Genomic DNA, 23,114 nt, shown 5'->3' with positions numbered 1-23,114 from the left:
GATTTAGATGACATTTCTTTCGATTCTCTGCGCGCTGCTGCTCGAGCAAATGAAGCCGCTGCGCGCGGATAACCCGATCTACGCCAACATCAAGCTGTTCGCGGTGCGCATGGAAACCTGGTTCAACGCGGGCCAGGCAACCCACGGCCGCATGGGGTGGTTCCTGGTGATGGCGGCGCTGATGGTGCCTACCGGGCTGATCTACTGGGTACTGCTGCGTTATAACCTGATCCTGGCCGCGTTCGCATGGAACGTGCTGATCGTCTACCTGACCCTGGGCTTTCGCCACTACAGCCACTATTTCACGTCGATCCAGCTGGCGCTGAACGCGGGCGACGAAGCCGCGGCCCGCGCGCTGCTGGCCGAATGGACGAAGCAGGATACGGTGGGACTGGAAGCGAACGAGATCGCCCGCGTCGCCGTCGAAAAGGCCCTGATCACCACGCACCGCAATGTGTTCGGCGTGTTCTTCTGGTTCCTGCTGCCGCTGGGCCCCGCTGCCGCCGTGATGTACCGCGTGTCCGAATACCTGGCGCGTGCCTGGAACGAACCGGATCACATGAAGAACGAAGCGTTCGGCCAGTTCGCCGCGAAGGCGTTCTACTGGATCGACTGGGTTCCCGCGCGCCTGACGGCCGTGGCCTTCGCCGTGGTCGGCAACTTCGAGGACGCGATCTACGCATGGCGCAACTTCGCCCATCGCTGGCGCGACGAAGCGATCGGCATCATCCTGGCCGCCGGCGGCGGCGCCATGGGCGTGCGCCTCGGCACGCCGCAGGAGAACGCCGCGAAGGTGGTGCCGGCCGATGCCGCGACTGTCGATATCAGCGATGTCGAAGTGGAAACGCTGCCCGGCGACGAGCCCACGGTGCGCGCACTGCAGAGTACCGTGGGCCTGGTCTGGCGCGCGCTGCTGCTGTGGATGCTGCTGCTGCTGTTGATGTCCGGCGCGATGGCACTTGGCTGATGCCCAAACTGGCCAGCATGGACGCGCTGGACATCGCGCCCATGCGGAAAACCGCGATCGGGCGAACCGGCTTACAATGCGCTCGCACGCTTGCCGTGCGCAAGCCGGCACGCGGCGGGGGTGGCGCATGAACGTTCATTATTCGAAAATCCATCCGGCGCGGTCGGGTACTGCGGTGTCCAAGTCTTCTATAAGATATAATACTCAGCGCGTTGTCCGGCGTGTTTTTCAGCTTCATTTTCAGCGCGTATTTCAGCGTGAATTTCAGCGTGAATTTCAGCGCATTTTCCAGTACCTCTGCCACGTACCAGTTTCTTAGCCTATGGCCAGCGAGTTCTTCATTCTTGGGCTTACCACCGACGGCAAGCAGTTTCGTCCCAGCGACTGGGCCGATCGCCTGTGCGGTGTGATGTCATGCTTCCGGCCCGCGGGTACCGGCGGCCGCAATGCCCACCTGCAGTACTCGCCGCTGGTGCGGCCGACCATGATCAATGGCGTCAAGGCCGTCGTCGTCGATGAAACCCTGAAGGACATCGAGCCGATGGCCTATCACTTCGTCAAGCAGTTCGCCGTCGACAACAAGCTGCAGGTGGTCGACGCCTGCTCGGTGCCGGAACCCGCCGACAGGCGATAGAAGCCAGTCCCTTCCACGCCGTGCACGGACGGCGTACGATGTGGTTTTGCCAACGCGACAAGCGAAACCACATGACCCTACGCCATGCATCTCTTCCCGCAGCGCTGCTGTCCTGCTTCAGCCTGACATTCGTTCTCCCCGCAGTCCATGGCCAGACCCTGCCGCCCGGCGTGGTCAAGGGTCCCTCCGTGGAAGGCATCACCGAATACCGCCTGCCGAACGGCCTGAAAGTCCTGCTGTTCCCCGATTCGTCGAAACCCACCGTCACCGTCAACGTCACGTACCTGGTCGGCTCGCGCCACGAGAACTACGGCGAGACCGGCATGGCCCACCTGCTCGAACACCTGCTGTTCAAGGGCACGCCGAAGAACCGCAACATCCCGCAGCAGTTCTCCGAGCGCGGCATGAACTTCAACGGCACCACGTCGCAGGACCGCACCAACTACTACGAAGTGTTCCCGGCCAGCGCCGGTAACCTGAAGTGGGCGCTGGAGATGGAAGCGGAGCGCATGACGAAATCGTTCGTCGCGAAGAAGGACCTCGACTCCGAGATGACCGTGGTGCGCAACGAATACGAGGCCGGCGAGAACAGCCCGTTCGGCGTGCTGATGAAGCGGATGGAAAGCGTGGCCTACGACTGGCACAGCTACGGCCGCTCGACGATCGGCAACCGCAGCGACATCGAGAACGTGAAGATCGAGAACCTGCAGGCTTTCTACCGCACGTACTACCAGCCGGACAACGCCGTGCTGCTGGTGGCCGGCAAGTTCGATCCGTCGCAGACGCTTGCGTGGATCAGCAAGTCGTTCGGCGTGATTCCCAAGCCGAAGCGCAAGCTGCCGCCGTTCTGGACGGTCGAACCGGCGCAGGACGGCGAGCGCCAGTTCGCCGTGCGTCGCAAGGGCGACGTGCAGCTGATCCTGGTGGGCTACAAGGTACCCGCCGGCCTGCACGCGGACGCCGATCCGCTGCAGTTCATGAGCCAGATCCAGGGCGATGCGCCGAACGGCCGCCTGCACAAGCTGCTGGTGGAAACGGGCAAGGCGGCGCAGGTGTTCAGCTTCGGCCAGACCGGCTACGCGCCGGGCCTGCAGCTGTTCGGCGCCGTCGTCAAGGCCGGGCAGGCGGTCGAGCCGGTGCGCGATGCGCTGGTCGAGGCCATCGAAGGCTTCGCCAAGACTCCGCCCAGCGAGGAGGAGATGGAGCGCACGCGCCGCAATTTCGCCAACGGCATCGAGAAGGCGCTGAACGATCCGCAGCAGGTCGGCGTGGCGCTCTCCGAGCAGATCGCACTGGGCGACTGGCGCCTGCTGTTCCAGGGCCGCGACGCGCTGCCGAAGATCACCGCGCAGCAGGTGGCCGAAGCGGCCGCGCGCTATTTCAGGCGCGACAACCGCACCGTCGGCCTGTTCCTGCCGGACGATGCGCCGCAGCGCGCCGTCATCGGCGCGGCGCCCACCGCGCAGGAGGTGATGAAGGACTACAAGGCGAAGGAAAGCGTGCTCACCTCCGAGAATTTCGATCCGAGCCAGGACAACATCATGGCGCGCACCGAGATCCGCAAGATCGGCGGCATCGAAGCGGCCCTCCTGCCGAAGAAGAACCGCGGCGAAACGGTGTCGGTCAACCTGCGGCTCCATTGGGGCGACGAGAAGAACCAGTTCGGCAAATCGATGGTGGCCGCCGTGACCGGCGAAATGCTCACGCGCGGCACCGGCAAGTACACGCGCGCCCAGCTGGCCGACGCGATGTCGAAGCTGAAGATGACCGGCAACAGCGTCTACGCCTTCGACACCACCCGCGAATACCTCGATGAAGCGCTGCGCCTGATGGCCCACGTGCTGAAGGAGCCAAGCTTCCCCGAAGCGGAATTCGAGCAGCTGCGCCAGCAGTGGATCGTCGGCATCGAGGCGAACCGCAACGAACCGCCATCGCTGGCCAGCCAGGCGCTCAGCGAGTACTTCGACCACTGGCCGAAAGGCGACCCGCGCAACGTGATGACGGTCGACGAGCAACTGGCCGAACTGAAGGCGATGAAGCTGGACGACGTGAAAGCGTATCACCGCGAATTCTACGGCGCCTCGCATGGCGAGCTGGCGATCGTGGGCGACTTCGACAAGGAGGCCGCCAGCAAGACGGTTGCCGATGCGCTGGCAGGCTGGGACAGCAAGGCGGCGTATGCCCGCATCCTCGATGCGAACGCGGACCGGCCCGCGACACGCAAGGCGATCGACACGCCGGACAAGGAAAACGGCTTCTACATCGCGCGCATGAACCTCGACCTGCGCAGCGACGACCCGGATTATCCGGCGCTGGAACTGGCCAACTTCATCTTCGGCGACGGCGGCCTGAAGTCGCGGCTGATGGACCGCATCCGCCAGAAGGACGGCCTGTCGTATGGCGGCGGTTCCTCGCTGTACGCGGGCGACATCGACCGCGCCTCGAACTTCACGATCAACGCGATCGCCGCGCCGCAGAACCTGAAGAAGGTCGAGGCGGCGGTGCGCGAAGAGCTGGCACTGGCGCTGAAGAACGGCTTCACCGCCGCCGAAGTGGCCGGCGCCAAATCGGGCCTGCTGCAGCAGCGCGTGCAGAACCGCACCAGGGATGGCGTGGTGGCCAGTGCGTGGACCAACTTCCTGTATCTGGATCGTACCTTCGCGTGGAGCAAGCAGCATGAACAGAAGCTGCAGGCACTGACGGTGGAGCAGGTCAACGCCGCGTTCCGCAAGCACGTCGACCCGGCGAAGCTTGTCGTGGTGGTGGCCGGGGACCAGTCGAAAGCGAAGTAAGAGTGGTAGCGCGGGGCGCCGCCGCGGGTCGTTCGCGACCTGCGGCGGCGCCCCGTTTTTTTCATCCCGTCGCGCCATACGCCCGTTCGTCGCAAGGCGCATGCATCCGCGGCGGCAAGCACTACGATGTGTTTTTCTACACTTCGGGAAAAACCATGTTCCAGCGTTCCGCCGCCGCCGTCATTGTCCTTTCCGCCCTGTGCCTGCAGGCGCCGTTCGCCGCCGCCCAGTCCGATCCCGTCCGTACCGCGCCGGTCCGGACCGCGCAGGAGCCGCTGGCCGCCGGCATCGATGCGCTGCTCGCGCCGCATTTCAGGGCCGATGCGCCCGGTGTCACCGTCATCGCCACGAAGGATGGCAAGACCGTGTTCCGCAAGGCCTACGGCCTGGCCGACGTGGCCGCGAAGCAGCCGCTGGCGCCGCAAGCGGTGCTGCGCCTCGGTTCGATCACCAAGCAGTTCACGGCCGTCGGCATCCTGATGCTGGCCGACGAGGGCAGGCTGGCGCTTTCCGACGACATCACGCGCTTCCTGCCCGACTACCCGACGGGCGGCAGGGTGGTCACCGTCGAGCACCTGCTGACGCATACCTCGGGCATCGTCAGCTACACCAGCAAGAAGGATTTCGGCGAGGTGATGATGCGCGACGTCAGCGTCGCTCAGGGCATCGACTACTTCAAGAACGACACGCCCGAATCCGCGCCCGGCAGCGCGTTCAGCTACAACAACTCGGGCTACTTCCTGCTCGGCGCGATCATCGAGAAGGTGTCCGGCCAGTCATACGCCCGCTTCCTGGAAGAACGCATCTTCAAGCCGCTCGGCATGGCGCATACCGGCTATGAGGGCAGCGGCCCGGCGTTGAAGCCGGTGCCGGGTTACGGCGTGCGCGACGGCCACCCGCGGCCGGCCGAACCGCTCAGCATGGCCTGGCCGTACGCGGCCGGTGCGCTGGTCTCGAACGTGGACGACCTGGCGCGCTGGCAGGCGGCGCTGGCCGACGGCAAGCTGGTACGGCCGGAAACGCTGCGGCGCGCCTTCACGCCGTTCACGCTGGCCGACGGCAAGGCCGGCCCGTATGGCTACGGCTGGTTCGTCGGCCAGCTCCACGGCACGCCGCTGGTCTTCCATGGGGGGAATATCAACGGTTTCGCCACCGATGCGGTGTGGCTGCCGAACGAGCGCATCTACGTGGCCGTGCTGGCAAATAACGAGGCGGGCGCGGGCGCCGCGCCGCTCGACAAGCTGACGCGCCAGGTGGCCATGCGGATCGCCGGCAAACCATTGCCGCAACCTTCCAATGCGAAACTGGACACGGCAACGCTGGCCGCCTATGCCGGCGTCTATCGGATCGACGACAAGACCAGCCTGACGGTGCGCCCGGACGGCGGCTCGCTGTCGATGCAGCGCACCAGCAGGCCGCCCATGCCGCTGCGCCACTACAAGGCCGATGGCTTCCTGATCGGCGACAGCCTGACGACCGTGGATTTCACGCGCGATGCGACGGGCGCCGTGACGGCGTTGATGGTCACTGGCGATCGCGGCGTCAACGTGCACCGGCGGATGCAGGCGGCGGCGCCGGCGCAGCCACCAGGCAGCGACGTGACAAAGCCCTGAGGGAACGGCGGGGCGGCCCGCTACGGCGTGCTCAGCTCCGCCACGAAATCGTACATGTCGCCGCGGAAGATCGAGCGGCAGAATTCCACCGCGCGACCGTCGCGCAGGAAGCCGAGGCGCTCGACGGCCAGGCCGGCGTCGCCTTCGCGCGTGTGCAGCAACTGCGCCTGCTCGGCATTGAGCAGCAGCGCGGACAGGCGCTGCAGCGCGCGCACCGGGCGGTGGCCGGTCTTCTCCAGCGCTTCGTACATCGACACATCCACCGCGTCGAGCGAGGGCAGGGCGGTGGCGACGATCGTCGCGTATTCGAGGCACATCGGCACGTCGTCGGCAAAGCGGATCCGGTTGAAGCGGTACACCGGCGCGCCGGGCGACAGCCGCAGGCGCAGCGCCTCTTCCGGGGTCACCGTGCCTTCCGACCGCTTCAGCCACACGCTGTGCGGGATGCGGCCGCGCGCACGGATATCTTCCGAAAAAGAGGTCAGCTTCGCAAAATTCTTCTCGATGCGGGTGTTGATGAAATTGCCCGAGCCGGGGCGGCGCACCAGCAGGCCTTCGTCGACCAGGCCGTCGATGGCCTTGCGCACCGTGATCCGCGAAATCGCCAGGTCGGCCGCCAGTTGCCGCTCGGCCGGCAACGCTTCCTCGGGGCCGAAGATGCGCTTGTCCACCGCTTCGCGCAGCGCCCGCTGCAATTGCTGGTACAGCGGCAGCCCCGTCTGCCGCATGCCGCGCATGATGTCCGCCAGCGAAGTCAATGTGTTCTCCCCGAATCGTCCGTTCGCGTTATGGGCCTGGCCGGAACGACCAGGGAATGGCGGCGTCGATAATACCAAAAAAAGACCATACATAAAGCGGTCCGCATGCCAGCAAGGCGGCAGCTACGGGGAGTTAGCGCTATCTGGGGGCATTTTGACGGTAAGTGGTATGTATTCCTGATACAACATTATAAAAAAAGAAGGAAATTGGTAGTGTTCTGGTATTGGTTGGCGTTATATTGGCGCTCGATTGGTTTGTAAGAGGTAGCAGCTTTGCAGCTGTACCGTTGGCGGCGTACCGGCGGTGCGGCGCGCACGGAATCACGAAACGACCGGCCCGGCACCACGACGGGCCCTCATCAAGGGGGAGTAAATGAAGCGCATCCAGGCACCACAACAACACCAGCACCGCCCGGCCACCAACCGTCTCACGCCAGCGGCGGCCGCTGCCGCGATCCTCGTGCTGGGCATCGCCGGCACGGCACACGCACAGCAGTCCGCGGACCAGGGCGGTGTGCCGCAGGCCGAGCCGGAACGGGTGATCGTCACCGGTATCCGCGCCGCGCTGCAGCAGTCGCTGGCGGTCAAGCGCAATGCCGCCGCCAACGTCGAGGTCATCACCGCCGAAGACGTCGGCAAGATGCCGGACAAGAACGTGGCCGACTCGCTGCAGCGCCTGCCCGGCGTGAACATCAGCTCCTCCGCGGCCGGTTCCGGCGGCTTTGACGAGAACGACCGCGTCAGCCTGCGCGGCACCGCGCCCAGCCTGACCCAGACCACGATCAACGGCCATGCCGTGTCGTCCGGCGACTGGTTCGTCCTCGACCAGGTGGGCGGCGCCGTCGGCCGCACCACGTCGTATTCGCTGCTGCCTTCCGAGATCGTCGGCCAGGTCATCGTCCGCAAGGCGGCGACCGCCGACATGGTCGAAGGCGGCGCCGCCGGCTCGATCGACGTGATCACGCGCCGCCCGCTCGACTTCAAGGAACAGCTGACGCTGGAAGGCTCGGTGCAGGCCGTGTACTCCACGCTGGCCGAGAAGACCGACCCGCAATTCTCCGGCCTGGTCAACTGGAAGAACGCCACCAATACCTTCGGCGTGATGCTGCAGGGCTTCTCCGAGAAGCGCAGCCTGCGCCGCGACGGCCAGGAACTGCTGCAGTACACGCAGATCGGCGCCAACAGCCCGCTGGCGCAGGCGCGCCCGGATCTCGCCAACGTGTGGTACCCGCGCCTGATCGGCTCCTCGCTGTTCACGCAGGAACGCCACCGCAAGGGCGGCCTGGTGGCCGCGCAGATCAAGCCATCGCGCGACCTGTCGGTGGAAGCCACGTACTTCAATTCGAAGCTGGAAGCGTCGAACTACAACCGCAACTACATGACCGACATGAATGGCAGCGGTGCCATCGGCGGCAACGTGGTGCCCGATTCGTACACGGTGCGTAACGGCACGCTGACCTCGGTCAGCTACAGCAACAAGGGTACCGCCACCGCGCCGCTGCGCTACGGCATCGTCGACGACATCGTGCGCGAAGGCGCCTATGCGAAATCGGAGTTCCTCGACCTGAACGGCAAGTGGCGCGTCAACGACCAGCTGACCATTTCCGGCCTGATCGGCAAGACCCGCGGTACCGGTGCCACGCCGTCGCAGGGCGTGTACGAGGGCGACGTGAACAACTCCGGCGTCAGCTACCAGCTGAACGGCCTGGGCTCGCCGGCCACGGTGAAGTTCCCCAGCATCGACACGTCCGTGTTCACCGGCACGGTACTGGACTGGGTGTTCGGCTACAGCCCGGCCACCACGTCTGACGAGGAAACCTACGGCCAGATCGACGCCGCCTTCCGCCTCGACAACGACACCTTCAAGGAAATCAAGTTCGGCCTGCGCGGCACCGACCACAAGCGCAGCAACTTCGCGATCTCGCAGGGGCCGAACTGGGCCAACACGGAACCCGGCACCGCCAACACCAACCCGGCCTGGAACGGCAACACGTACCCGGGCGATTTCGGCAAGGACCTGGGCGGCGACTTCCCGCGCAACGTGTGGGAACTGGATCCGGCCATCCTGCAGGCATGGGGCGCCGAACACTCGAACCGCAGCGCCGAGCGCATCTACTATCCGGACATGTTCAACCTGACGGAGAAGACCAAGGCCGCCTACGTGTCGTCCGAGCTGGAAGGCGAAGGCTGGAGCGGCAACGTCGGCGTGCGCGTGGTGCGCACCGAAGGCGAGTCGAACGGCTACCAGATCCTGCCGAACCAGCTGCCGGGCGGGAACCTGCCTTCGTTCCCGTGGGGCGGCTTCGTGCAGCAGACGCGCATCGAGAACAACCACACCGAGATCCTGCCGAGCCTGAACCTGCGCTTCGACGTGCGCAGCGACGTGGTGGCGCGCTTCGGCGCCTCGCGCACGATGACGCGGCCGGACTTCGGCGCGCTGGGCGGCACCGTGTCGCTGACCGATGAAACGCATACCGGCAACGGCGGCAACGCGGCACTGAAACCCACGCTGTCGAACAACCTCGATGCAACCGTGCAGTGGTACTTCGCGCCGCGCGCGCTGGCATCCGTGGGCCTGTTCTACATGGACCTGCACAACTACGTGGGCTACGGCTCCAGCACCGGCACGTTCATCGACAGCCGCGCATCGCAGCAGTCGGGCCAGCCGACCTTCGCCACCTACACGATCACGTCGCCGATCAACGTGGATGCGAACGTGAAGGGCATCGAACTGGCGCTGCAGATGCCGCTGGGCGCGGGCTTCGGCGTGGATGGCAACGTGACCCTGTCGGATTCGAAGCAGGATTTCGGCAGTTGCCCCGCGACGCAGACGATGACGTCGTCCGACCCGTGCGACATGCTGGGCGCCTCGAAGACCACCGCCAACGTCGGCGCCTTCTTCGAGAACGAGCGCTTCAACGTGCGCATCGGCTACGCGTGGCGTTCGTCCTACCTGGCCGCCCAGGACCGCGGCACGCCGCTGTACCAGGACGCGGTGGGGCAGCTGTCGGCCTCGCTGAACTGGAACATCACGAAGAACGTCATCCTCACCGTAAGCGGGCAGAACCTGAACGAGCCGATCCTGAAGAACTACGTGTACAACAAGGATCAGCCGGGCCGCTTCTACTCGAACGGCGCGCAGTACTACGCCGGCCTGCGGTTCAAGTATTGATCGATCGCAGAAATATGGCATGAAGTCGGTGAAGTCGGGGACAGTCCCCCCGGGAGGGACAGTCCCTCCGGGAGGGACAGTCCCCGATTTTTTTACAACACTGCTGTGGTGATGCCAGGAAACATGAACCCCTGTAACGAGATCGGCGACATGACGCGCGAAAGCTGGGCCGCTGCGCTGGCGGCGCAGCGGCCGGTGGTATTGCGCGGCTGCGTCGATCACTGGCCCGCCGTGGCGCAGGCGCGCAAGTCGCCGGAGGCGCTGTGCCGCTACCTGCTGCACTTCGAGCGTGGCGGGGTCTCGGATACCGTGCTGATGCCGCCGGAGGCGCGGGGCCGGCTGTTCTATTCGCCCGACATGAAGGGTTTCAACTTCGTGCGCAGCAAGCGCACGGTGGCGGCCGTGCTCGAACAGGTGGCGCGCTATTCGCAGTTTCCGGCCGCGCCGGCGGTGGCGATGCAAAGCGCGTTGCTGGATGACGTGCTGCCCGGCTTCCCAACGGAAAACCGCGCGCCGCCGATGGAGCAACTGAGGGACCCGGCGGTGGCGCCGCGGCTGTGGCTCGGCAACGAGGTGATCACGCCGGCGCATTTCGACGAGTCGCACAATCTCGCCTGCGTCGTCGGCGGCAGGCGCCGCTTCACGCTGTTCCCGCCGGAGCAGGTGGCCAACCTGTACCTCGGCCCGCTCGACTTTGCGCCGACCCCGACGCCGATCAGCCTCGTGGCGTTCCGCGCGCCCGACTTCGGGCGCTTTCCGAAATTCCGCGAAGCGCTGGAGCACGCCATCGTCGCGGAGCTGGAACCCGGCGACGCGCTGTACATTCCCTCGCTGTGGTGGCATCACGTCGAATCGATCGGCGTGCTGAATGCCATGGTCAATTACTGGTGGGCCGCGCCGGCGGCCGGCGGCCTGACGAAGGCCGGCGTGCTGGCGCAAGCCATGGAGAACCGATGAAAAAACACCCGCTTGCAAAGGCAATCCTGCCGGCAATGCTGCTGGCGCTGTGCGGCCCGGCCGCGCTGGCCGCGCCGCGCGTGGTCGTCAGCCCCTATAAATTCCTGCCGCTGAACCGCGCGCCGGACCACGCGATCGGCGCGCGCGACGGCACGCTCTATGTAGCGGGCAAGCCGGCGGCGCTGACGTGGGCCTTTGCCACCGGCGAATGCGGCAGCGAAGTATGGCAGGAGCAAACCGGTGCCGAAGTGGCGCAGGCCAATGTGGCGGCTTTCGCCATGGCCGGTATCGATTACGTGATCTCAACGGGCGGGCAGGGCGGCGTGTTCACCTGCGCCACCGATGAAGGCATGGAACGCTTCCTCGCCCGCTACGATTCGAAGCACCTGGCCGGCATCGACTTCGACATCGAGGCGGGGCAGACCAGTGAGCAGATCGCTTCGCTCGTGCAGCGCGCCGCCACCGCGCAGCGCAAGCGCCCGCAACTGCGCTTTTCGTTCACCGTCGCCACGCATGCGGCGGCCGACGGCAGCAAGCGCAGCCTGAATGCGCTGGGCGAGACAATCCTTGCCGCGGTGCGCGCGAGCAGCCTGCGCGACTGGACATTCAACCTGATGGTGATGGATTACGGCCCGCCCGCGTCCGACGTGTGCGTGCTGCGCGGCGACGTGTGCGACATGGGCAGGTCCGCCGTGCAGGCGGTACGCAATGTGCACGAGAAGTACGGTGTCCCGCTCGCGCAGATCGAGGTGACGCCGATGATCGGCGTGAACGATGTGGCCCGCAACGATTTCACGCTGGCCGATGCGCGCATGCTGGGCGCGGCCGTGAAGGACATGGGCCTGGCCGGCCTGCACTGGTGGTCGCTGGATCGCGACCAGCCGTGCAAGGTGCCGGTGCAGGGCGCCAGCGACCGCTGCAGCGGAATGGACGGTGCCGCGGGCACGTTCGATGCGGCGTTCAGGGAGGGGCCGGGCGGGAAGCGCTGAGGGCCGGCGAGGAACACCGGTGTCCTTTCCGGATGAAGCGTCCGGAAAGATGTCCGGCACCAGTGCACCGGCGCCGCCCAATAAAAAAGCGGGAAGGCCATCGGCCATTCCCGCTCTTCGACGGCGCGCCCGGCAGGGGGCGCGCGATTGCTGCGTCGATTACTGCGCTGCCTGGGCCTGGGCGTTGCCGCCGGCCGGGCGGTTCACCCACATGATCCAGTAGCGTGCCAGGTCGCCACGGCCATCGGTACCGGTCACGGTCTGCAGCGTCTTGATGGCGTCGTCCTTGCGGCCGGCCAGCGCGTACGAATAACCGAGGCGCAGCTTGGCGTCTTCGGCGTTCTGCAGGCCGCCCTTGGCGATGCCTTCCTGGATCAAAGCGATGCCCTTGTCGTGCTGGCCCAGCGTCACGTACGCGTAGCCCAGGTTGATCAGGCCGGTGCCGTTCTTCGACTTGCGGGCAGAGGCTTCGCCGGTACCGATGTTCTTCGTGTCGTCCGCGGCCTGCTTGTCGGCCTGCGCGCGCAGCTTCTTGTGTTCCGGCGCCTTGGCACCGGTGCCCAGCACGCCGTTCGAGAAGCCGGCATCGAGCGCCTGCTTGGCTTCGATCGGCTGGCCGGCCAGCAGTGCCAGCTCGGCCAGTGCCGTGTACTCTTCCGCGGCCATCTTCGACACGGCCACTTTCTCAAGGCGCAGCACGTCCAGCGCGAAACGGTTCGAGTAGCTGGCCTTGCCCTGCGTGCGGCTCAGCAGGTCGAGCCAGTAATCGTCGTTCGGGTAGTAGCGCACCAGGTTTTCCAGCGCCACCAGGTAAGTGGCCTGGTCTTTCGTTTTCGCGCCGGAGTTGGCCAGCAGTTGCAGCTCTTCCAGCTTCGGCGTGGTGCCGGCTTTCTGGTGCGCGTCCAGGTCCTTCAGCAGTTCCGTCTTCGCGGTGGCGAAGTCGTTGTTGAAGTAATGGGCGCGAATGATGTAAGGACGTACCTTGGTGTCGCCCGATTCGGTCTGGTAGCGGTTGAACCAGGTGATCGCTTTCGCGTAATCCTTGTTGTTGTAGTACTGGGTAGCCAGCGCCTGCACGAAGTCGCGCTGTTCGGTCGGCTGCAGCTTGCCCGAATTGATCACGGCTTCCAGTGCGGTGGTCAGCGCGGCGGTGTCGTTGGTGGCCGATGCCACCGAGATGCGCATGCGGTTCAGCACGAAGTCTTCGTACACGGTGCGGTTCGGCAGCGCTTCCGCCTGGGCCAGGCGGTTTTTTACTTCGTCGTAATTCTTGGCATCCATCAGCGGCTTGATCTGGGCCGGGTCGACCAGCTTGAAGATCTCAGGGCGCACGGTGTCCTTCGGCGCCTCGGCCTGGGCAGCGGGCTTGTCTTGTGCAAACGCGGCCGCGGGCAGCGCGAAAGCGGCGTTCAGGCCGATGGCAGCCAGCAGGAGGCTGATGCGGGCGAGACGGGTCTGGGGCATGATGAAAAAATCCTTCAATCAAGGGACAAACACTTATTGTCCCATAAATTTTAATAACGTTAGGGTTTCAATTAACGCAACTGCGGCGACGCGTAAAGATACTACCAAAGGGCTTCCGGCGCCATTGGTACCGCAAACAAATCGCCCGCCGGCAGGGATTATTGCGCGGCGGCTTCCGGCCGCTGCCCACTGGCCGGCTCGGCATCATGCGCCACCCGCGATTCCATCGGAATGAACTGCGACAGCACGGCGACCGGGATGGCGGCCACCAGCACCCAGACGAAGAACTGCTGGTAGCCCAGCGCGGCCTGGATATCGCCGCTGACCCACTTGAACAGCACGAAGCCCAGCTGCATGATGCCGGTCGAGAAGGCGTAGTGGGCCGTCGTGTACTTGCCGGGCGCGACCACCTGCATCATGTACAGGATGATGCCGACGAAGCCGAAGCCATAGCCGAACATCTCGGCCGACAGCGCGGCGCCGATGATCACCAGGTCGTGCGGGTGCCAGGTGGACAGGTACCAGAACACCAGGTTCGGCAGGTTCACCGCGAGGATCAGCGGCAGGATGGCGCGGCGCAGCCCCAGCCAGGACGTGAAGTAACCGCCGGCGATCGAGCCGACGATGAATGCCACCGTGCCCGAGGTGCCGTAGACGATGCCCACTTCCGCGGTCGACAGGCCCAGGCCGCCCTTGTCGAGCGCGTCGCGCAGGAACAGCGGGCCGATCGTCTGCACCTGCGCTTCGCCGGCGCGGAACAGGATGATGAACAGGATCGATACCCAGATGCCAGGCTTGTTCAGGTAGTCGATGATGACTTCCTTCAGCGTGCGGGCGATGCCGGCGGCGGTACGGTCGCTGCCGCCGCTGTTGGCGGCGGTGGGCAGCGACCAGGCGTGGTACAGGCCCAGCGACACCATCGTACCGGCCAGGATCAGGAAGATGATGGTCCAGGCGTTCGTCACGCCCTGCGTTTTTTCCAGCTGCCCGGCCAGGATCACCAGCCCGCCCAGCGAAATGAAGCGGCCCGCATTGAAGAACGTGCCGGTCCAGCCGGCATACTGGGCCTGCTGTTTCTTGCTGAGGCTGGCGATATACAGGCCGTCGCAGGCGATGTCGTGGGTGGCCGAGCTGATCGCCACCAGGCCCAGCATTGCCACGCTGGCCGCCAGCCATACCGGCAGGTGCAGCGCCAGCGCCACCAGGCCGAGGCAGGCGCCGCCCAGCAGCTGGAACGTGACGACCACCGCCTTCTTGCTGGGCGCCAGTTCCAGGAACGGGCTCCACAGCGGCTTGAAGACCCATGCCGCGCCGATATAGGCGGTCCAGTGCGCGATATCCTCGTTCGCCACGCCCATGCTCTTGAACATCAGCCCGGCGATCAGCGCCACGGCAAAGTAGGGCAGGCCCTGGGCGAAGTACAGCGAGGGCACCCAGAACGGCGGATTGCGGCCCGGGCTTCCTGCCTGCATGGCTGTCTGAATAGCCGCCTGCGTGGCTGCCGGTTTGACTTCATTGGCGGCGTTCGGCATCGTCGGTCCCGTGGTCGTGGTCGTGGTCGTAGTCGTGATGATTATGCGAAGCCCGGCACCGGGCATTTGCCGGCCGCTTCCAGGTCGCCGGCCAGCCAGGCGCCGACCGCTGCCAGCGCCGGCGCGGCGAAGCCGTAGGTCATCAGTGCGGGCGCATCGATGTCGAGCGCCTGGTAGGGATTCCACAGTGCCACGTGCAGGTCGGGGCGCCAGGTAGCGCGGGCATGCGGTCCGTAGCGCAGGCGTGAGGTGGAGGCGAGGATGGTATAGCGGCCGTCATCCGGCAACGCCGACCAGTCGAAGCTTTCGGCATCGGCGAACGTCACCAGGTCCACGTCGTACAGCCTGCGCAGCATGTCGGCGACGCTGGCGGCGGGCACGCCGGCTTCCGACACGCCGTCGCTGACGACATCCTGCCGCGCCACCAGCCGTACCTTTGCGCCGGGCGCGGGGCGGTGCGGGTTGCCGCGGCTGGTCAGTGCGCGGCGCCAGCCCTCGGCCATCACTTCGCGGTCCGCGGCGTCCTCGGTGTAGTCGCGCGGCGCGCAGGGATATTTCGCCGCCAGCGCCGCCAGCCGGGCCAGGCTTTCGTCGACCCGGGTGCGGCCGATGGTGCCGTCGGCGATGGCCCGCGCGATCGCGTCGAGCGTCTCGTCCTGTGTTTGCGGGGTGCCGAGCGCCATCACCATGTCGGCGCCGGCAGCCAGCGCGCGCACCGCGGCGTTGCCCACGCCGTAGCGGCCGGCGATCGCGTGCATGTCCATGCCGTCGGTGATGATCACGCCGCCGTAGTTCCACTCGCGGCGCAGGATGCCGTCCAGGATCGCCGGCGACATCGTGGCCGGGTTGTCGGCGTCGATGGCGGGGTAGACGATGTGCGCCGTCATCACGGCCGGCGCCACCGGCGCGGCGGCGCGGAACGGCGCGAACTCGAACGCTTCCAGCTCGGCGCGCGGCTTGTCGACGGTGGGCAGGTCGCGGTGCGAATCCACGCTGGTGTCGCCATGGCCGGGGAAGTGCTTGACGCAGCAGGCCACGCCTTCGGCCTCGCTGCCGGCCATCCACGCCATCGCCAGTTCCGCCGCCCGTTGCGGATCGGCGCCGAACGAGCGCTCGGCGATCACCGGGTTGTGCGGGTTGTTGTTCAGGTCCAGCACCGGCGCGAAGTTCCAGTTGAAGCCCAGCGCCTTCACGGCGCGCGCCACGGCGGCGCCGGTGCGCTGCGCCAGGCCGGTATCGTCCGCGGCGCCCAGGCCCATCGCCGCCGGCGGTGCCGGCACCCAGGTCGAGCGCACCACGGCACCGCCTTCCTGGTCGATCGCGATCAGCGCTTCGGGGCCGAGCACGGCGCGCAGGTCGGCCGTCAGTTTCGCCAGCTGCGCCGCATCGGTCATGTTGCCGCGGAACAGGCAGACGGCGCGGATGCCGTTCTCCTTCAGGAACGCCGCCGTGGCGGCGTCCAGTTCGGTGCCGGGAAAGCGGATCATGATCAGCTGGGCCGCCAGCTTGCGCAATGCGTGGAGTGGTTCGTTCATGGGCGGAGGCAGTACGTTAAAGTAGAAGAAGGGAACCGCGATCGCGGCGCGCATTTCCGAAGCGCCTTGCGAGGCGGCGGTCCGGCCGCCGGCGCGAACTTGCCTGCTTGGCCGGCCCGGTTGGCTGAGTTGACCCAGTTCGCCTAGTTGGTCTTCGTGACCTTGGAAAGGTGCCGCGGCTTGTCCGGATCGAGTCCGCGCGCGGCCGACAGCTGCGCCGCCATCACGTAGAACGCCTGGATCGCCACGATCGGGTCCAGGTCCGGCGTGGCGGCCACCGGCAGCGTAAGGTCGCGCGCGGCGACGTCGCCGGGGGCCGCCAGCAGCACGCGCGCACCGCGGCCGCGCATTTCGTCCGCCAGCGCCAGCAGGCCTGCCTGCGTGGGGCCGCGGGTGGCGAAGATCAGCAGCGGGTAACCCTCCTCGATCAGCGCCATCGGGCCGTGCTTGATCTCGGCGCCGGAAAACGCTTCGGCCTGCAGCGCCGAGGTTTCCTTGAACTTCAGCGACGCTTCCAGCGCGACGGGGAAGCTGATGCCGCGACCGACAACCATGATGTTGCGGGCCGGGGCCAGCGCGTCCACCGCCTGCTGCCAGTCGGCCTGCGCGGCGGCCCGCAAGGCCTCCGGCAGTGCCGCCAGCCCGTCCTTCAGCTCCGGATCGTCCTGCCAGTTCGCCACCAGCCGCGCACCGGCCACCAGCGACGTGATAAAACTCTTCGTGGCCGCCACGCTGAGCTCCTTGCCGGCGCGCAGCGGCATCGCCCACTCGGCGGCCTGCGCCAGCGGCGAGTCGATGTCGTTGACCAGGGCCACCGTGGTGGCGCCGCCATCGCGGAAGTAGCGGATCGGCTCGACCACGTCGGGGCTCTGGCCCGATTGCGAGACGGCGATCGTCAGCGTGTCGCGCGTGATCAGCGGCGACTTGTGCAGCGTGACGAGCGACATCGGCAGCGAGGCCACCACGCGCCCGAGCCGCGCCATGATCAGGTAGGCGATATAGTTCGATGCATGGTCCGAACTGCCGCGCGCCACGGTGAGCGCGGTGGAGAACGGCGTGCCGGCGAGCCGGCGGCCCAGTTCGGCGTAGCGGTCGACGTCGTGCGCCAGCTGTCCGGCCACGCAGTCGGCCGCGGACAGCGCTTCCTTAAGCATCATTGAGGTCAATGCATTCTCCTTCGATGTAGACGGCTTTCAGTTTCAGGTCGCGGTCGAGCACCACGATGTCGGCCCAGGTACCGGCGGCCAGGCGGCCGCGCTCTTCCAGTCCCAGGTAATCGGCGGCGTGCGTGGAGACGCGGGCCGAGGCATCGGCCAGGTCCAGCCCGAGGCCGACGAGGTTGCGCAGCGCCTGGTCCAGCGTCAGCGTGCTGCCGGCCAGCGTGCCGTCCGGCAGCCGCACGCCGCCCATGCACTTGTGCACGGTGTGCCGGCCCAGCATGTACTCGCCGTCCGGCATGCCGGTGGCGGAGGTGGAATCGGTCACGCAGTACAGTTGGGGAATCGCGCGCAGCGCGGTCTTGATGGCGCCGGGATGCACGTGCAGCAGGTCGGGAATCAGTTCGGCGAACTGTGCATGCGCCAGCGCCGCGCCCACCATGCCGGGCTCGCGGTGGTGCAGCGGGCTCATCGCGTTGAACAGGTGCGTGAAGCCGGCCGCGCCATGTTCCAGGGCGGCTACGCCGTCTTCATAGGAACCCAGCGTGTGGCCGATCTGCACGCGCATGCCTTCGTCGGCCAGTTCGCGCACGAGGGCAAGGTGGCCGGCGATTTCCGGCGCCACCGTGATCACGCGCAGCGGCGCCAGGAGTTCGAGCCGCTTGACTTCGGCCAGCGTGGCGGCGCGCGCGAAATTCGGTTGCGCACCCAGCTTGCCGGAATTGATGTACGGACCTTCCAGGTGTGCGCCCAGCACGCGCGCCTCGCCCTTGCCGCGCTGGCGCACCGCCTTGCCGATGGCGGTCAAGGCCAGGTCGATGTCTTCCGGCGGCGCCGTCATCGTCGTGGCCAGGATGCTGGTGGTGCCGTGGCGGGCATGCATCGCGGCGATCCGGTGGACGGCTTCGCCGCCTTCCATCACGTCGCGTCCCGCGCCGCCATGCACGTGCAGGTCGACGAAGCCGGGCAGGATATAGTCGTCGGCGTTCAGTGCCGGATCGGCGGCGGCGCCGTCGATGCCGGCCACCCGTTCGGTAAAGGAAATGGTGCCGGCGATCCAGCCGCCGGTGGTCAGGATGTTGCCCTTGATACTATTTTGTTTGTTGGCATCGTTCATCGACGCGACTCCGCTACGAATTCATAATAATCACTGCGGCACCACGAGTGGGTCAGTTCCACCGCGGCGCCGCTGTCCAGGTAGCTCACGCGCGTGATGTGCAGCATCGCCGTGCCAGGCGCGATATCGGCCAGTTTCGCCTGTTCGGCATTGGCGTTGATCGCGCGGATGTGCTGCAGCGCCCGCATCGGCACCGTGCCGTGCGCTTCCAGGTAGCCGTACAGCGAATCGGTGACGTGCTGCGGATCGGGAATGTACGCGGCCGGGATGGTCGACGTCTCGATCGCCATCACCACGTCATCGGCCGTGCGCAGCCGTTTCAGCCGCGCCACCGGCATATTGGGCGACAGGCCGAGCGCCAGCACCTCGAGCGGTGCCGCGATGCCGATCTCGCGCTGCAGCCAGCGCGAACCGGCCGTGAAGCCGCGCTGGCGCAGTTCTTCGGAGAAGCTCGTCAGGCGCGACAGCGGCTGTTCCAGCTTCGGCGTGATGTAGGTGCCGGACCCGCGCCGGCGCGTCAGCATGCCGCGGTCGCACAGCAGGTCGATCGCCTTGCGCGCCGTGACCCGTGAAATGCTCAGCGCGTCGGACAGCACGCGCTCGGAGGGCAGCGCCTCGTTGGCACGCCAGTCGCCGCCGGTGATGCCGTCGGACAGGCGGTTGGCCACCTGCATGTACAGCGGTGTATCGCTGGCGGCGTCGGGATGGAAATCGCGCAGTCGGGCCGGCATGCTTCACTCCTTCGCGGTGGAAACGGCGAGTTGCCGCCGGATCAGCTGCAGCGCGCCGGCGGCGGAATCGCCGTTGGCCGGCACGATGCGCGCCAGCAGGTCGCCCGGCAGGAAGCCGCGCATGGCCTCGGCCAGCCCGCCGCACAGCGCGATCGGCAGCTTGCCGCCGGTATCGAGCGCGCCGGCCATCAAGCCCACCTGGCGGCCCGCCTCGATCAGGATCTCGCGCGCCGTGTCGTTGTCCGCCGCGTGTTCGAGCACGATGCGGGCCAGTTGCGCATAGCGCGTCTGCGTTGCGCTGGCGAGCCATGCCTGGACCGGGTCCCTGCCGTCGCCGCACGCCGCCATCACCGCATCGGCGAACCGGCTGCCGGCGGCGCGGCCGTCGATCACCTGCTGGATGTGGTTCACGGCGCGCATGCCGATCCAGGCGCCGCCGGCTTCGTCGCCGGACGGGAAGCCCCAGCCGCCCACTTCGCGCCGCGAGCCATCCTCGCACAGCACTTCGCCGACGCTGCCGGTGCCGAGCGCGATGATCGCGCCGGGCCGGCCATCATGGGCACCGAGTACCGTGGTGTAGGCATCCGATTCCAGTGCCACCGCCGCGTAGCCGGGATTGGCGCCGATGAAGTCCGCCGCCCACTGCCTGTTGTGCACCCCGGCCAGCCCGAGGCCGATCGCGATGCGCTCGCGTTCGGGAATGCCGATGCCGGCGGCCGCGAACGCCGCGGCGGCTGCCTGTTCGACCGCGTTCCATGCGTTGGGAATGCCGTGCAGCAGGGCCGACGGACCGCTGCTGCCTTCGCCGAGCAAGGTGCCGTCGGGCAGGGCGAGGCGCACACGGGTGCCGGTGCCGCCGCCGTCGACGCCGATCAGATATTCGATCATAAAAGGTGATGAGTGAAGAGTCGAAGGTGACTATAGGGTGGCCTATACGGCTTGTCAACAGGTATTTAACTGGTATTGTTTTCAGGCGGCGGGAGATGCCGGAAGAATCATCCGTTTAACGGTTAAGTGTATGATTAAGAAGGGAAAAATGTTGACCTTAAATGGTATGGTATTTGGTATGTGACGATACCGGCCCGGCTAATACCAGACGTAAAAAACAGCGCTGTCACCCGAACCTGTGGAAGTTTCGCCAGGTCATCAGGAAAGGGCGTCATTGCCCCGCAGTGCGGCAATCAGGCAGTCTGCCGGAGCCAGCCAGCGCTGCCCGTCGAGGCCATGGCGCCAGCCCAGGTAGTTCGGCAGGTATTTGCTCGCCACGCCATTGAAGCGCGACAGCCAGCCATGAAAACGGCTGTGATAGCCATTTACGTGCTGCAGGTGGATTGTGCCGCGGGTGCGCACGCCTGCCCTCAGATTGACCGCTTCATGCAGGATGCCGGCGCGGCGCGCAAACGTGCGGTACGCGGCAGCGCTGTCCGACACCAGCAAGACATCGGCGGCCAGTACCGGCGGCAGGTGGCGCTCCAGTTGACGCGCCGTAACCGGGCCGCGGCCGCAGACGAAATCCCGGGTTTTGCCGTCACGGTCGCGTGCCACCAGAATGCAGTCGAGTTCGTTCGAGATGCCGCGCCGTCTGGCCTTGCCGCCACGCCGGCGGGCCGGCCGGGTCAGGTGCCGGCTGCCTTTTTGCGATTCGAGCAGATACGTCTCATCCGCCTCGACGATACCTTGCAGCCGGGGTGGCCGGTCGTGCCGTGCTGATCCCATGAAACGATGACGCCAGCGAAAGCTGGTGTTGCGGTGAATGCCGATGGCGTCGGCGGCGCCCCGGACGGTGCGCGAATCCAGCATCGCCTGCAGGAACGGCAGCCATTTGCCGCGCAGGCGCAGGAAAGCGAACGGTGTGCCGGTCAACGCATTGAAGGTGCGGCGGCACGCCAGGCAGCGGTAGCGTTGCAGGCCGGCAGTGCTGCCGTGACGGTGAATGCGGGTCGCCGTGCAATGCGGACAGCGATCGCAGGGGCGGCCGAACTTTTCGATCAATTCCAGGCATGTCGCCAATGACGAGGCCGACTCGAGCAGGGCGCGCAGTGTCGCCAGTTGGGCGCCGGAGAACCCGTCGAGTTGCCCGCGCAATCGTTCCAGCAAGCTATTGAAAACGCCGTCGTGCATCGCCGCCTCCATCGTCAATACGGATGGGACAGCAATGGTGGCGAATGGTTCAGTTCACCCTACATGTTCGGGTGACAGCGCCTGAAAAACCCGGCACGCGGCCGGGTTCGCCCGGCATGGCCGGAGGGCTGCCGAAGCAGGTCAGCGCGCTTCGTGCGTACCCTCGCGGTCGATCGTTACCAGGCGATCCGGCCCGTTCCGGCCATGCGTTTCAACCTTGCCGCGCACGTTGACGACGGCGTTGCCGGGGCCGCGTACGGCGACCTGTGCCTGGTCGGCCTGCAAGTTCCTGCCATCGATGCTGCCGGAACCGGAAAGCTGGGCTGCCAGTCGCGCGGTGCGGCCCTGCAGGTGGGCGCCGCCGGGACCGCTCAGCGTCAGGCGCGCGCTTTTTGCCTCCAGCGCGGCGGTCAGTTCGCCCGAGCCGCGCAGTTCGGCATCCAGCGTGTCGGTCACGCGCTGCAAGCCGATGTTGCCGGGGCCGTCGCCCCGCAGCACGGCGCGGCCCACGCTGAGTTCCTCACCGTCGAAGTCGCCCGAGCCGCTGACCGATGCTTCGAGCGAGCCGGTCGTGCCGCTCAGTTTCATGTTGCCGGGGCCGGCCAGTTCCACGCGCAGGCTTTGCGTTTGCAGGCCGCGCGCTTCCAGGTCGCCGGAACCGCGCACCCGCGCTTCCATCTTGCGGATGGTGCCGGCAACGCAGGCGCTGCCCGGTCCCGACAGGTTAGCGCTGGCGCTTTCCACTGCCAGCGAGCACGCCTCCAGGTCGCCGGAGCCGGCCAGCGTGGCGTGGATTTCGCGGCTGCGGCCCTGCAGCGCGACGGAGCCCGGGCCGGTCAGGGTAGTGCTGACCTTGTCCGCTGCGATGTCGTTCACGTCCAGGTCGCCCGAGCCGGTCACGTCGGCTGTCAGCTCGCGGGTGACGCCGGACGCCTCCACGTCGCCGGGGCCGCTCATCTTGACCTTCAATGTGGCGGCTCGCAGGCCGCGCAGGTCGATGTCGCCGCTGCCGCTGCCACGCACGGTCAGTTCGCGCACGCTGCCGTTCGCCTGCAGGTCGCCAGGGCCGGTGACAGCCAGTTGCAGCGATTCGCCGCGCGCGCGGTCCAGCCGCACATCGCCGCTGCCGGCGGTGCGCAGGCTGTTCAGCTGCGGTGCGCCGATCGTCACCGTCACCGGCTCGCTGCGCTTGCCGAAGCTGAAGTGAAAGCCGTTGCGGCTCTTGCGGCGCACCACCAGAGTATCCCGGTCGACGATCGTCTCGATCTCCGCCAGCTCGGCGGCGGGACCCGACAGCCGCAGCGCGCGCGGCGCCTCGGCATCCACTTGCACGTCGAACGGCCCGGCGATGTCGATCGCGCTGAAGGCGCCGATGTTGCGGGTCTCCGTGGCGCGGGCCTGGCTGGCGCTGTCCGCGGCGGCGGCGGTGCCCGCGGCACCATGCGCAGCCAGGATGAGTAAAGCAAGCGAAGGGAAATGTCGGATCATGATGTTGGCCTCATTGTCGGAAGCGTGACGATAAGCCAACGGCGGGGCCGGTGCGAGCGCAACGGGATGGACTGGTGAAAACGCGGT

Annotated in this window: 17 protein-coding genes; 7 read left to right on the top strand and 10 right to left on the bottom strand. The window is 66.7% G+C overall.

Translation table 11 applies throughout. From position 1 onward, the window contains the following. Positions 1-7: 7 nt before the first annotated feature. The 4 genes from FHS02_RS20815 to FHS02_RS20800 all read left to right on the top strand — a co-directional run bounded on the left by FHS02_RS20815 (position 8) and on the right by FHS02_RS20800 (position 6,006). Positions 8-967, top strand: coding sequence for a CobD/CbiB family protein (locus tag FHS02_RS20815; RefSeq protein WP_137316511.1), 960 nt, complete (start codon positions 8-10; stop codon positions 965-967). 322 nt (positions 968-1,289) lie between these two features. After that, positions 1,290-1,601: a DUF3579 domain-containing protein gene (locus FHS02_RS20810; RefSeq protein ID WP_137316512.1), complete on the top strand. Its 312-nt coding sequence runs from the start codon at positions 1,290-1,292 to the stop codon at positions 1,599-1,601. A 71-nt stretch (positions 1,602-1,672) separates the two neighbouring features. Then, on the top strand, positions 1,673-4,393 hold the full coding sequence (locus tag FHS02_RS20805) for a M16 family metallopeptidase (protein ID WP_137316513.1): 2,721 nt from the start codon (positions 1,673-1,675) through the stop codon (positions 4,391-4,393). A 155-nt stretch (positions 4,394-4,548) separates the two neighbouring features. Then, entirely contained in the window at positions 4,549-6,006 is a 1,458-nt protein-coding gene (locus FHS02_RS20800; RefSeq protein WP_137316514.1) for a serine hydrolase, read from the top strand. A 20-nt stretch (positions 6,007-6,026) separates the two neighbouring features. Here the strand turns inward: FHS02_RS20800 and FHS02_RS20795 are convergent, their stop codons facing one another. Beyond that, positions 6,027-6,764, bottom strand: coding sequence for a GntR family transcriptional regulator (locus FHS02_RS20795; RefSeq protein ID WP_137316515.1), 738 nt, complete (start codon positions 6,762-6,764; stop codon positions 6,027-6,029). Positions 6,765-7,137: 373 nt separating this feature from the next. Here FHS02_RS20795 and FHS02_RS20790 point away from each other — a divergent pair, with 373 nt between their 5' ends. The 3 genes from FHS02_RS20790 (at position 7,138) to FHS02_RS20780 (ending at position 11,882) form a co-directional block, all read left to right on the top strand. Next, positions 7,138-9,936 carry a TonB-dependent receptor gene (locus tag FHS02_RS20790; protein ID WP_137316516.1) on the top strand — a complete coding sequence of 933 codons (2,799 nt, stop codon included), beginning with the start codon at positions 7,138-7,140 and terminating at the stop codon, positions 9,934-9,936. A gap of 123 nt (positions 9,937-10,059) precedes the next feature. After that, a complete protein-coding gene (locus FHS02_RS20785; protein WP_137316517.1) occupies positions 10,060-10,893 on the top strand; it encodes a cupin-like domain-containing protein in 834 nt (277 codons plus the stop codon). Beyond that, complete coding sequence (locus FHS02_RS20780) at positions 10,890-11,882, top strand: glycoside hydrolase family 18 protein (protein WP_137316518.1); 993 nt, start codon at positions 10,890-10,892, stop codon at positions 11,880-11,882. Before FHS02_RS20785 ends, FHS02_RS20780 begins: the two co-directional genes overlap by 4 nt. Positions 11,883-12,041: 159 nt before the next feature. On the opposite strand, the gene FHS02_RS20775 is transcribed toward FHS02_RS20780, so the two are convergent. The 9 genes from FHS02_RS20775 to FHS02_RS20735 all read right to left on the bottom strand — a co-directional run bounded on the left by FHS02_RS20775 (position 12,042) and on the right by FHS02_RS20735 (position 23,027). After that, positions 12,042-13,346 carry a tetratricopeptide repeat protein gene (locus FHS02_RS20775; RefSeq protein ID WP_137316519.1) on the bottom strand — a complete coding sequence of 435 codons (1,305 nt, stop codon included), beginning with the start codon at positions 13,344-13,346 and terminating at the stop codon, positions 12,042-12,044. Positions 13,347-13,504: 158 nt separating this feature from the next. Then, positions 13,505-14,818, bottom strand: a complete 1,314-nt coding sequence (locus FHS02_RS20770; protein WP_137316520.1) for an MFS transporter — start codon at positions 14,816-14,818, stop codon at positions 13,505-13,507. Between the two features lie 101 nt (positions 14,819-14,919). Next, on the bottom strand, positions 14,920-16,413 hold the full coding sequence (gene nagZ / locus FHS02_RS20765; RefSeq protein WP_137316521.1) for a beta-N-acetylhexosaminidase: 1,494 nt from the start codon (positions 16,411-16,413) through the stop codon (positions 14,920-14,922). Positions 16,414-16,556: 143 nt separating this feature from the next. Then, positions 16,557-17,570: an SIS domain-containing protein gene (locus FHS02_RS20760; RefSeq protein WP_137316522.1), complete on the bottom strand. Its 1,014-nt coding sequence runs from the start codon at positions 17,568-17,570 to the stop codon at positions 16,557-16,559. Further along, complete coding sequence (gene nagA, locus FHS02_RS20755; RefSeq protein ID WP_137316523.1) at positions 17,560-18,687, bottom strand: N-acetylglucosamine-6-phosphate deacetylase; 1,128 nt, start codon at positions 18,685-18,687, stop codon at positions 17,560-17,562. Before nagA ends, FHS02_RS20760 begins: the two co-directional genes overlap by 11 nt. Further along, positions 18,684-19,418 carry a GntR family transcriptional regulator gene (locus FHS02_RS20750; RefSeq protein WP_137316524.1) on the bottom strand — a complete coding sequence of 245 codons (735 nt, stop codon included), beginning with the start codon at positions 19,416-19,418 and terminating at the stop codon, positions 18,684-18,686. Before FHS02_RS20750 ends, nagA begins: the two co-directional genes overlap by 4 nt. A gap of 3 nt (positions 19,419-19,421) precedes the next feature. Continuing rightward, positions 19,422-20,306: a glucosamine kinase nucleotide-binding domain-containing protein gene (locus FHS02_RS20745; protein WP_137316525.1), complete on the bottom strand. Its 885-nt coding sequence runs from the start codon at positions 20,304-20,306 to the stop codon at positions 19,422-19,424. Positions 20,307-20,564: 258 nt separating this feature from the next. Then, complete coding sequence (locus FHS02_RS20740) at positions 20,565-21,539, bottom strand: IS1595 family transposase (protein WP_137316526.1); 975 nt, start codon at positions 21,537-21,539, stop codon at positions 20,565-20,567. 141 nt (positions 21,540-21,680) lie between these two features. After that, positions 21,681-23,027, bottom strand: coding sequence for a head GIN domain-containing protein (locus tag FHS02_RS20735; RefSeq protein ID WP_137316527.1), 1,347 nt, complete (start codon positions 23,025-23,027; stop codon positions 21,681-21,683). Positions 23,028-23,114: the final 87 nt, after the last annotated feature.

This window comes from Pseudoduganella umbonata (assembly GCF_014192225.1).
Classification (GTDB): domain Bacteria; phylum Pseudomonadota; class Gammaproteobacteria; order Burkholderiales; family Burkholderiaceae_D; genus Rugamonas; species Rugamonas umbonata.
Note: the sequence above shows the minus strand (reverse complement) of the source record. Positions and strands in the feature narration are given on the sequence as shown.

Coding starts and splice junctions, on each gene's coding strand:
- FHS02_RS20810 (WP_137316512.1), top strand. CDS start 1,290: ATGGCCAGCGAGTTCTTCATTCTTGGGCTTACCACCGACGGCAAGCAG.
- FHS02_RS20770 (WP_137316520.1), bottom strand. CDS start 14,818: ATGCAGGCAGGAAGCCCGGGCCGCAATCCGCCGTTCTGGGTGCCCTCG.
- FHS02_RS20740 (WP_137316526.1), bottom strand. CDS start 21,539: ATGCACGACGGCGTTTTCAATAGCTTGCTGGAACGATTGCGCGGGCAA.
- FHS02_RS20800 (WP_137316514.1), top strand. CDS start 4,549: ATGTTCCAGCGTTCCGCCGCCGCCGTCATTGTCCTTTCCGCCCTGTGC.
- FHS02_RS20750 (WP_137316524.1), bottom strand. CDS start 19,418: ATGCCGGCCCGACTGCGCGATTTCCATCCCGACGCCGCCAGCGATACA.
- nagZ (WP_137316521.1), bottom strand. CDS start 16,413: ATGAACGAACCACTCCACGCATTGCGCAAGCTGGCGGCCCAGCTGATC.
- FHS02_RS20775 (WP_137316519.1), bottom strand. CDS start 13,346: ATGCCCCAGACCCGTCTCGCCCGCATCAGCCTCCTGCTGGCTGCCATC.
- nagA (WP_137316523.1), bottom strand. CDS start 18,687: ATGAACGATGCCAACAAACAAAATAGTATCAAGGGCAACATCCTGACC.
- FHS02_RS20760 (WP_137316522.1), bottom strand. CDS start 17,570: ATGATGCTTAAGGAAGCGCTGTCCGCGGCCGACTGCGTGGCCGGACAG.
- FHS02_RS20745 (WP_137316525.1), bottom strand. CDS start 20,306: ATGATCGAATATCTGATCGGCGTCGACGGCGGCGGCACCGGCACCCGT.
- FHS02_RS20805 (WP_137316513.1), top strand. CDS start 1,673: ATGACCCTACGCCATGCATCTCTTCCCGCAGCGCTGCTGTCCTGCTTC.
- FHS02_RS20785 (WP_137316517.1), top strand. CDS start 10,060: ATGAACCCCTGTAACGAGATCGGCGACATGACGCGCGAAAGCTGGGCC.
- FHS02_RS20780 (WP_137316518.1), top strand. CDS start 10,890: ATGAAAAAACACCCGCTTGCAAAGGCAATCCTGCCGGCAATGCTGCTG.
- FHS02_RS20735 (WP_137316527.1), bottom strand. CDS start 23,027: ATGATCCGACATTTCCCTTCGCTTGCTTTACTCATCCTGGCTGCGCAT.
- FHS02_RS20790 (WP_137316516.1), top strand. CDS start 7,138: ATGAAGCGCATCCAGGCACCACAACAACACCAGCACCGCCCGGCCACC.
- FHS02_RS20815 (WP_137316511.1), top strand. CDS start 8: ATGACATTTCTTTCGATTCTCTGCGCGCTGCTGCTCGAGCAAATGAAG.